Source organism: Microbispora siamensis, assembly GCF_016863095.1.
Taxonomy (GTDB): domain Bacteria; phylum Actinomycetota; class Actinomycetes; order Streptosporangiales; family Streptosporangiaceae; genus Microbispora; species Microbispora siamensis.
In genome coordinates, this window is the sequence record NZ_BOOF01000010.1 from 156,802 (window position 1) to 165,262 (window position 8,461).

Here is an 8,461-nt window from a genome sequence, read left to right on the forward strand (position 1 = left end):
CACGTGGTGGAGGTGCCTGGCATGAGGAGCGTCGTCGTCACGTCGCTGGGACTGGTCACGTTCGCGGCCTTCCTCGCGCCGCCCGCCCACGCCGCACCGGCGGGGCCCGCGGCGGAGGTCAAACGGCCGGTCGCGGAGGGGTACGGCGGGGCCGTGGCCACCGTGGACCTGGACGCGAGCAAGGCCGCGCTCTCGGTGCTGCGCCAGGGCGGCAACGCGATGGACGCGGCGGTGGCCGGCGCGGCGGCGCTGGGCGTGACCGAGCCCTACTCGGCGGGACTGGCCGGCGGCGGCTTCATCGTCTACTACGACGCCCGCACGCGGAAGGTGACCACGATCGACGGGCGGGAGACCGCCCCGCGGGCGATGACCTCGACGGTGTTCGAGGGCATCCCGTTCGACGAGGCCGTCACCAGCGGGCTGTCGGTCGGCGTCCCCGGCAGCGTCGCGCAGTGGGACATGGCGCTGCGCCGATACGGCACGATGCCGCTGCGGCAGGCGCTGCGCCCCGCGATCGAGATCGCCGAGAAGGGTTTCGTCGTCGACCAGACGTTCCACGACCAGACGCAGCAGAACGCCGGCCGGTTCGCCGACTTCACCTCGACCGCGTCGCTCTACCTGCCGGGCGGGCAGCCGCCGCCGGTCGGATCGGTCTTCCGCAACCCCGATCTCGCGCGCACCTACCGTGAGCTGGGCATCCGCGGACCGGCCTGGTTGTACGGCGGCGCGCTCGGCCGGGAGATCGTGGCCACGGTGAAGAAGCCGCCGGTGCGTCAGGGGGCCACCAGGAAGGTCAGGACCGGGCTGATGGAGGTGTCCGACCTCAGGGCCTACCGGGCGCTCGAACGGCCGCCCACCAAGGTCACGTACAAGGGGCTCGACGTGTACGGCATGGCGCCGCCGTCGTCGGGCGGATCCACCGTGGGGGAGGCGCTGAAGATCCTGGAGGCCCTGCCGAAGGTCGGCCTGCACGAATACCTGGACGCCTCCCGGCTCGCCTTCGCCGACCGCAACGCCTACGTCGGTGACCCGGCGTACGTGGACGTGCCGCTGGATCAGCTCCTCTCCGACGGGTTCGCCAAGGAGCGCGCCTGCCTGATCGGCCCGCGGGCGATGGCGCACCCCGCCGCGCCCGGATCGCCCGACGGCTCCTACTCCTCCTGCCCGACGCCTCAGGCGACCTCGGCTCCGGAGGAGAAGAAGGAAGGACCGGAGACCACCCATCTCGTGGTGACCGACCGCTGGGGCGACGTGGCCGCCTACAACATCACGATCGAGCAGACCGGCGGCAGCGGGATCGTGGTGCCGGGCCGCGGCATCCTGCTCAACAACGAGCTGACCGACTTCACCTTCGGCCCGGCGCCCGGCGACCCCAACCTGCCCGCTCCCGGCAAGCGCCCGCGGTCGTCGATGGCCCCCACCATCGTGCTCAAGGACGGCAGGCCGCTGCTCGCCGTCGGCTCGCCCGGCGGCGCGACGATCATCACGACCGTGCTGCAGATCCTGGTGAACCGGCTCGACTTCGGCATGTCGCTCCCGGAGGCCGTGGCCGCGCCGCGCGCCTCGCAGCGCAACACCGCCGCCACCCAGACCGAGCCGGCGTTCACCGAGCGGTACGGCGCGGAGCTGACCGCGCTCGGTCACACGCTGACGGACGTCCCCGGGCCGCCGGCGGGGGAGATCGGCGCGGCGACCGGCCTGGAGTTCCTGCGGAACGGCCTCGTCCAGGCGGTCGCCGAACCCGCGCGGCGCGGCGGAGGCAGCGCCCTCGTGGTCAGCCCGCGTCGCTGATCCGGGCCCGGATCAGCTCGTAGGCCTTCGGCTTCACCTTCCGCGTACGCGCCCAGTATTCGAAGGTGAAGCCGGGCCAGAGCGTGCGGTTCCTGCCGTGCTCGTCGAGATACCAGCTCGTGCAGCCGCCGTCGCTCCACACCAGCCGGTCGAGCCGCCGCTGCAGGCGGTCGTTGTAGGCCCGCTGCGCCGACGGCCGTACGTCCAGGGCCTTCGCCTTGGTCCTGGACAGCAGCCGCAGGCAGTCCATGACGTACCGGACCTGGGACTCGATCATGAAGACGACCGAGGTGTGCCCGAGACCGGTGTTGGGGCCGAGCAGGAAGAACAGGTTGGGGAAGCCCGCGGTCGTGATCCCGTAGTAGGCCTCGATGCCGTCGCGCCACGCGTCCTGGATCTTGACGCCGTTCCTGCCGACGATCCGCTGCTCGTTGAGGGAGTCGACCACCCGGAAGCCGGTGCCGTACACGATCACGTCGACCTCGTGCTCGCGCCCCGCGGCGTCCACGACCGACCGCTCCCTGATCTCGGTGATCCCGTCGGTGACCAGCTCGACGTTGTCCCTGGTCAGCGCGGGATAGTAGTCGTTGGACAGCAGGATGCGCTTGCAGCCGATGGTGTAGTCGGGCGTCAGCTTCGCACGCAGCTCGGGGTCGGGCACCTGCCGGGCCAGGTGGCGCTCGGCCATCGCCTGGTGGACCTTCATCAGCCGGGGGTCGATCGTGAAGCCCACGGCCCGGGTCTCCAGCAGCCAGTAGACGGCGTCGCGCAGCAGCCGGGCGCCGCCGGGCGTCTCCATGGCCCGCTTCAGCCGCCCGTCGATCGGCAGGTCCGGCTTCGGCTGGATCCACGGCGGGGTGCGCTGGAAGACGGTGAGCCGGCTCGCCTGCTCGGCGACGACCGGGACGAACTGGATCGCCGACGCGCCGGTGCCGACGACCGCGACCCTCTTGCCGTTCAGGTCGGCGGAGTGGTCCCACCGGGCCGAGTGGAACACCGTGCCGGTGAAGCGCTCACGGCCGGGGATCTCGGGGAACGAGGGCACGTGCAGGGCGCCGACGCCGGACACGACGGCATGCGTCTCGAACGTCTCCCCGTCGCCGGTCGACACCCGCCACAGGGCCCGCTCGTCGTCGTACTCCAGCCCGCAGACCTCCTTGCCGAACCGCAGGTGGGGCTCCAGGCCGTACTTCCGGACGCAGGCCCGCAGGTAGTCCCAGATCTCCTCCTGGGGAGAGAACAGCCGCGACCATCCGGGGTTGAGCTCGAACGAGAAGGAGTACAGCGGCGAGGGCACGTCGCAGGCGCAGCCGGGGTAGGTGTTGTCCCGCCAGGTGCCGCCGATCTCGCCGGCCTTCTCAAGGATCACGAAGTCGTGATAGCCCGCTTCCTTGAGCTTGATGGCCATGCACAGCCCGGCGAACCCGGAACCGATGATCGTGACGCCCGGACTGGGCATGCGTCCTCCCCGTCCTATTGGAAGATTTGTCCAATATATGCGCGTGGGCGGGCAGGGTCCAGCAGCGTCACTGTACGTCGCATGAGTGGGCGACTGAACCGTCGGCGGGCATGACAAAGCCGCCGACGGGCGCGGTCGTCGGCGGCTGGTACAGGTATGTCAGCGAACCAGGAGGTACGCCACCACGGCGAGGATCACGACGAGCGCCGCACCGACGGCGATCCAAATCGGCAGACGGGACGGCTGCTCCTGAGAGGCCTGCGCGTCCTGCTGCTGCGCGAACGCCCGGAAAGCCTGCGTGTTTCCGGCCGGGTCGATCTGAGGGTCGGACATGGGCATGACTCTAGCGACACATGATGTCCCCTGGCTGCGATTTGTCGGATTTTGCCCTCGCCTTAGGATCGCTTGGCGTTCCTCCGAGACACCGGCGCGAATACCGGACCGGTGGGGGCGGCGGATAGCGTTGTATGCATGCTCCGCACCCTCCTGGCTCCCCGGCTGGTGGCCCTGCACCTGCTGGTCATCGGGGTGCTCGTGTCCTTCACCTTCCTCGGCCGCTGGCAGCTCGGCGTCTTCGAGGCGTCGGGCGCCCCACGACGGGCCCCCGACCCCGCGCCCGTGGCCGTCACTGAGCTGACCCAGGTGGGACAGCACGTCGGCGGCGGCGCGATCAGCCGCAGGGTGACCGCCACGGGGACCTACGACGCCGCGAACCAGCTGCTGGTGGCCGACCGGGTCGCCGACGTCGCCGCCCCGGGCGGCAGGGCGGCCAAGGGGAGCGGATTCTGGCTGCTCACCCCGCTGCGGCTCACGGACGGCACGGTCGTCCCCGTCGTACGCGGCTGGGTGCCCACGGCGGCCGATCCCGCCGCCGCCGTGCCCGAGGGCGCCGTGACCGTGACCGGACGGCTGCGGCCGGCCGAGCAGACCGACGACGTGATGCGCAGCGGGAACCTGCCCCGCGGCCAGGTGGCGACGGTGTCGACGGCGGAGCTGATCAACGTGTGGCCGGACGCGCGGGTGAGGGACGGGTTCGTCGTCGCGACCGCGCAGGACCCGCCGTCCCGCGTCACGCCGGTGGCCGTGTCGCCGCCGACCGAAGGCGGCGGCTTCACCTGGCGCAACCTGGCCTACGCCCTCCAGTGGTGGATCTTCGCGCTGTTCGCCGTGTACATGTGGTTCCACTTCGTACGCGACGCCCTGCGCGGGCAGCGGGAGCGAGAGCGGGACAGTGAGGAGCCGCAGCCGGCCGAGCCCGCCGCGCACGCGGAGGCCTGAACGGCCCTGAAGCCGGGACCACCCGGTGGCACGGATATCGTGTGGTGACCGTTTCCCCAGCAGAGGTAATGATCGACGTGGAATCCGCGCTCAACTTCTACCGCGTCATGGCCTACATCGTCGGCGTGATGCTGCTCGTGCTGTGTGCCGCGATGGTCGTCAAGTACGGCTTCGACAACGGCACGATGGTCGCGGTCGTCGGGCCGATCCACGGCTTCCTGTACATGGTCTATCTGGTGGCCGCGATCAACCTGGGCCTGATCAAGGCCCGCTGGTCGGTCGGCTACCTGCTGCTGGTGCTCATCGCGGGCACGATCCCGTTCCTGTCCTTCGTCCTGGAGCGGAGCGTCACCGAGCGGGTCCGCAGGAGGATCGCCACCGCTTCCTAACGAAGCGGACCGGCCGGGCGCCGCGACGGCGGCCCGGCCGGTTTCCGTTCATCGGGTCTTCGCAGGGCCTCAGCCGCCGATCTGGCGGCGGCGGATGCGCCGCAGCCGCGCCCGCTGCGACTCGTCCAGCATGAAGTAGGCGACGATCGGCGCCCCCAGCGCGCCGATCGCGATCAGCCAGGCCAGGAGCGTCGGCAGCGGAAGGATGAAGACCAGCACGGCCACCACCGCCGCGCCCACGTAGTACTTGCCCAGTGGCGACATCGTCAGGCCTTTCGTGTCGGGCCGCGCGGGACGTCGTCCCGCGTCGCTGGGAGAACGTCCGAGGTCCTGGCCGAGTTCCGCGAGCCTCCGCGGGTGGTCCTCCGCGTCGCGGCGCCGCGACGCCCGGGAGACGGGTGACCGTCTCCGCCAGGCTCCGCGGCGCCCCGCACGCTCCCCGGTCTCCGGAGTGGGCCGCGCTCCCGATGCCGACGGGACAACCCCGTACGGCGGCCCCGCCCGGAGCTCAGCCCTCGCCGGACTCCGACTTGCCCATCGTCTTGCGGATCAGGTCGCGGACGCGATCCATGATCGCGACCGGCGTCCCCAGCAGGATGTTCTCCGTGGCCGATTCGACCCCGGGGTGCGGGTGCGTGGGAGCCATCGCCTCGGCTGCCTTGACACCCACGCCCATCGCCTTGCGCTCGGCCTCGGACGTGCTCGCCTTGAGCTCGGAGAACTCGTAGCGCTCCTCGGCGGCGGCGTGGGCGAACACGGCGGCCCGCAGCCTCTCCAGCTCCTGGGAGAACTCCGGCGTCGTCACGTCCATGTCGTCGAGGCGGCTGAGCATCTCCTTCGCCTCTTCCTCCTCCTGGAGGCGGTTGTCCACGATCGTGTCGCCGCCGACCAGCTTGCGCCGCGCGTAGGGGTGGACGATCTCCTCCTCCGCCGTCTCGTGGACGGCGAGCAGGCGGACGAGGCGGCTGAAGGCCTCCTTGCGCTGCTCCCCTTGGCTCCTGTCGACCTCGTCGAACAGCTCCCGGATGAGAACGTGCTGCTGCGTCAGGAGATCGATCACGTCGTTCTCCCGCATGGTCTCCGGCCTTGACTGGCGGTCCATAGCGCCTCCTTCCTGGTCATATCGGGGCTACCCGTAACCGGGGGGCGAAACCCCTGACCTGCGGATTCGGCTCGCGGAGGCGGCGACAGGGTGCCGCGGGCGGGATTCTCCGATGCACGGGATCTGCACAATTCCGGATGACGGCTCTGCACAGAGGGCATCTACGCTTCGTCCATGGCTACCCCTCAGCAACGCCGCGTCCTGGTGGTCGAGGACGACGACACGATCGCGAACGCCGTACGGCTGCGGCTCGTGGCGGAGGGCTTCGACGTACGCGTCGCGAGCGACGGCGAGGGAGCGCTCGCGGCCTACGCGAAGGCGGAGCCCGACGTCGTCGTCCTCGACCGGCTGCTGCCGGGCCTGGACGGACTGGAGGTGTGCCGCAGGATGCAGGCCGCCCGGCCGGTGCCGGTGCTCATGCTCACCGCCCTCGGCGAGGAGACGGACGTGCTGGTCGGCCTGGGCGTGGGGGCCGACGACTACATCACCAAGCCGTTCAGCATGCGGGAGCTCGTCGCGAGGATCCACGCGCTGCTGCGGCGGGTGGAGCGGGCCAGCCTGCTGGCCCACGAGGACACGGTGATCCGGGTCGGCGACGTCGAGATCAACACGGCCGAGCGCCGCGTGTTCGTCCGCGGGGCCGAGGCCCAGCTCACCCGGACCGAGTTCGACCTGCTGCGGCGTCTCGCTGAACGGCCCGGCCAGGTCTTCGAGCGCGAACGGCTGCTGTCGGACATCTGGGGCTTCTCCGAGGCCGCCGCGACCCGGACCGTGGACAGCCACGTCCGCGCGCTGCGCCGCAAGCTCGGCCCGGAGGTCGTCCGCACCGTCCACGGCGTGGGATACGCGCTCGTCCGCTCATGACGCTTCACTAGGGAGAGCCAGGCGTTGAGGCCGCTCGACTTCCTCGGCCGGATCAAGGTCAAGCTCGGCATCGTGATCGTGCTCGCCGTGGTCGCGGCGTTCGTCGTCAACGAGGTCGGTATCAACTCCGGCCTGTCCCGGGACCTCAGGATCGCGATCGCCGTCGTGCTCGCACTGATCATGGTGCAGCTCCTCGCCCGCGGCATGACCCGGCCGCTGCGCGAGATGGCCGCCGCCGCGCAGACGATCGCCAAGGGCCGGTACGGCCTGCGCGTGAGCGCGACGTCGCGGGACGAGGTGGGGGAGCTGGCGCGGGCCTTCAACGCCATGGCCGCCGACCTGGCCGAGGTCGATCGCCAACGGCGCGAACTGGTGGCCAACGTCAGCCACGAGCTGCGCACGCCGATCACCGGCCTGCAGGCCGTGCTGGAGAACGTCGTGGACGGCGTCACGCCGCCCGACCTCGACACCCTGGGCACGGCCCTCGCGCAGACGCAGCGGCTCGGCCGCCTGGTGGCCCAGCTCCTCGACCTGTCGCGGCTCGACTCGGGGGCGCGGCTGATCGAGCCGGAGGAGCTGGACCTGGCGTCGTTGTGCCGCCAGGCCGTCTCGGAGGCGGCTCTCGCGCGTGACGACGTCACGGTGGTGAGCGCGGTCACGCCGGGGACGGCGCTGTCCGCCGACGCGGCCCTGCTCGCCCAGGTGCTGGCCAACCTGCTCGACAACGCCGTACGGCACAGCCCGTCCGGCGGCACGGTGCGGGTGGAGGCGCGGCCGGCCGGGCCGAACCTGGAGATCAGCGTGACCGACGACGGCCCCGGCATTCCGCCGGCGGAGCGGGCCCGGGTGTTCGAACGCTTCTCGCGGCTCGACGCCGGACGGGCCGCCGACGCGGGCGGGGCCGGGCTCGGGCTGGCCATCGCCAAGGAGATCGTCGAGTTGCACGGCGGATCGATCGCGGTGACGGATCCGGTCCCGGCCGCGAATCGGCCTACGGGGGGAGGCCGGGGGACAGCCCCGGGGTGCCGGATGGTCGTCGTGCTGCCGCGTCAGGGGGAGCCCGCGGCGGCGGAGAGCGCGGACGGACTCGTCCACGCCGGAAGGGGAGATATGGAAGTCCGGAAAGCGGGCCCGGGCCGCGCCGCCGGCCGGCCCGATGGGAAGGGCTCGGCCGGGGACGACGGTGCCGACCTGAGCGAAGCCGCCCTCGTCGCGGCCGGAGGACCGGAGGAGACCGGTGACGAAGAGGCGGGGCCGTCCTCGCCGGAGGCCCCGGCCGGTGGTGAGCGGCCCGGGCCGCTCCGTGAGATCCCGATCGCGTCCCGGCGGACGGAGATCGCGGAGAGCGGGGACCCCCAGAGCGGGGACCACGGCCGACCTTCGGACGACACCGGTGCCCCCGGTGACGAGGAGGACCGGGAAGAGTCCCGGCGGCCGGACCTGGTCCACGCACGAGCGGAGCAGCCGTACACGGCCTCGCAGGGCGGTGCCGGCCCGCGGATGCTCGCGCCGCACACGCTCGCGCCGCACACGCTCGCGCCGCACACGCTCGCGCCGCACACGCTCGCGCCGCACACG

The 8,461-nt window shown here is 71.7% G+C and carries 9 protein-coding genes; 5 read left to right on the forward strand and 4 right to left on the reverse strand.

What is annotated here, in order from left to right; genetic code table 11:
• The first annotated feature begins 21 nt into the window (after positions 1-21).
• Positions 22-1,791, forward strand: a complete 1,770-nt coding sequence (gene ggt / locus Msi02_RS11935) for a gamma-glutamyltransferase (protein ID WP_204048398.1) — start codon at positions 22-24, stop codon at positions 1,789-1,791.
• Here the strand turns inward: ggt and Msi02_RS11940 are convergent.
• Together Msi02_RS11940 and Msi02_RS11945 are read right to left on the reverse strand one after the other, a co-directional pair.
• The gene (locus Msi02_RS11940; protein WP_204048399.1) at positions 1,775-3,250 is read right to left on the reverse strand and encodes a flavin-containing monooxygenase; all 1,476 of its coding nucleotides are present in this window, start codon (positions 3,248-3,250) and stop codon (positions 1,775-1,777) included. The two genes, ggt and Msi02_RS11940, sit on opposite strands and share 17 nt — an antisense overlap.
• Positions 3,251-3,409: 159 nt before the next feature.
• Entirely contained in the window at positions 3,410-3,583 is a 174-nt protein-coding gene (locus tag Msi02_RS11945) for a hypothetical protein (RefSeq protein WP_179155438.1), read from the reverse strand.
• Between the two features lie 138 nt (positions 3,584-3,721).
• Here Msi02_RS11945 and Msi02_RS11950 point away from each other — a divergent pair, with 138 nt between their 5' ends.
• Both Msi02_RS11950 and Msi02_RS11955 read left to right on the forward strand, forming a co-directional pair.
• A complete protein-coding gene (locus Msi02_RS11950; RefSeq protein WP_204048400.1) occupies positions 3,722-4,528 on the forward strand; it encodes an SURF1 family protein in 807 nt (268 codons plus the stop codon).
• A 68-nt stretch (positions 4,529-4,596) separates the two neighbouring features.
• Positions 4,597-4,917, forward strand: coding sequence for a DUF3817 domain-containing protein (locus Msi02_RS11955; protein ID WP_179155439.1), 321 nt, complete (start codon positions 4,597-4,599; stop codon positions 4,915-4,917).
• Positions 4,918-4,986: 69 nt separating this feature from the next.
• Here the strand turns inward: Msi02_RS11955 and Msi02_RS11960 are convergent, their stop codons facing one another.
• Positions 4,987-5,181 carry a tail-anchor membrane protein gene (locus tag Msi02_RS11960; RefSeq protein WP_079319271.1) on the reverse strand — a complete coding sequence of 65 codons (195 nt, stop codon included), beginning with the start codon at positions 5,179-5,181 and terminating at the stop codon, positions 4,987-4,989.
• A gap of 244 nt (positions 5,182-5,425) precedes the next feature.
• Positions 5,426-6,019, reverse strand: a complete 594-nt coding sequence (locus tag Msi02_RS11965) for a hemerythrin domain-containing protein (protein ID WP_239108326.1) — start codon at positions 6,017-6,019, stop codon at positions 5,426-5,428.
• A 174-nt stretch (positions 6,020-6,193) separates the two neighbouring features.
• Between Msi02_RS11965 and Msi02_RS11970 the strand changes: the two genes are divergently transcribed.
• Together Msi02_RS11970 and Msi02_RS11975 are read left to right on the forward strand one after the other, a co-directional pair.
• Entirely contained in the window at positions 6,194-6,883 is a 690-nt protein-coding gene (locus tag Msi02_RS11970; protein ID WP_079319272.1) for a response regulator, read from the forward strand.
• Between the two features lie 24 nt (positions 6,884-6,907).
• Positions 6,908-8,461: ATP-binding protein (locus Msi02_RS11975; RefSeq protein ID WP_204048401.1), on the forward strand; the 1,554-nt coding region annotated here is incomplete at its 3' end.

Bases quoted from the DNA above. Each gene is read 5' to 3' on its own strand.
- Msi02_RS11960 (WP_079319271.1), bottom strand. From the start codon at position 5,181: ATGTCGCCACTGGGCAAGTACTACGTGGGCGCGGCGGTGGTGGCCGTG.
- Msi02_RS11945 (WP_179155438.1), bottom strand. From the start codon at position 3,583: ATGTCCGACCCTCAGATCGACCCGGCCGGAAACACGCAGGCTTTCCGG.
- Msi02_RS11940 (WP_204048399.1), bottom strand. From the start codon at position 3,250: ATGCCCAGTCCGGGCGTCACGATCATCGGTTCCGGGTTCGCCGGGCTG.
- Msi02_RS11955 (WP_179155439.1), top strand. From the start codon at position 4,597: ATGATCGACGTGGAATCCGCGCTCAACTTCTACCGCGTCATGGCCTAC.
- ggt (WP_204048398.1), top strand. From the start codon at position 22: ATGAGGAGCGTCGTCGTCACGTCGCTGGGACTGGTCACGTTCGCGGCC.
- Msi02_RS11970 (WP_079319272.1), top strand. From the start codon at position 6,194: ATGGCTACCCCTCAGCAACGCCGCGTCCTGGTGGTCGAGGACGACGAC.
- Msi02_RS11965 (WP_239108326.1), bottom strand. From the start codon at position 6,019: ATGGACCGCCAGTCAAGGCCGGAGACCATGCGGGAGAACGACGTGATC.
- Msi02_RS11950 (WP_204048400.1), top strand. From the start codon at position 3,722: ATGCTCCGCACCCTCCTGGCTCCCCGGCTGGTGGCCCTGCACCTGCTG.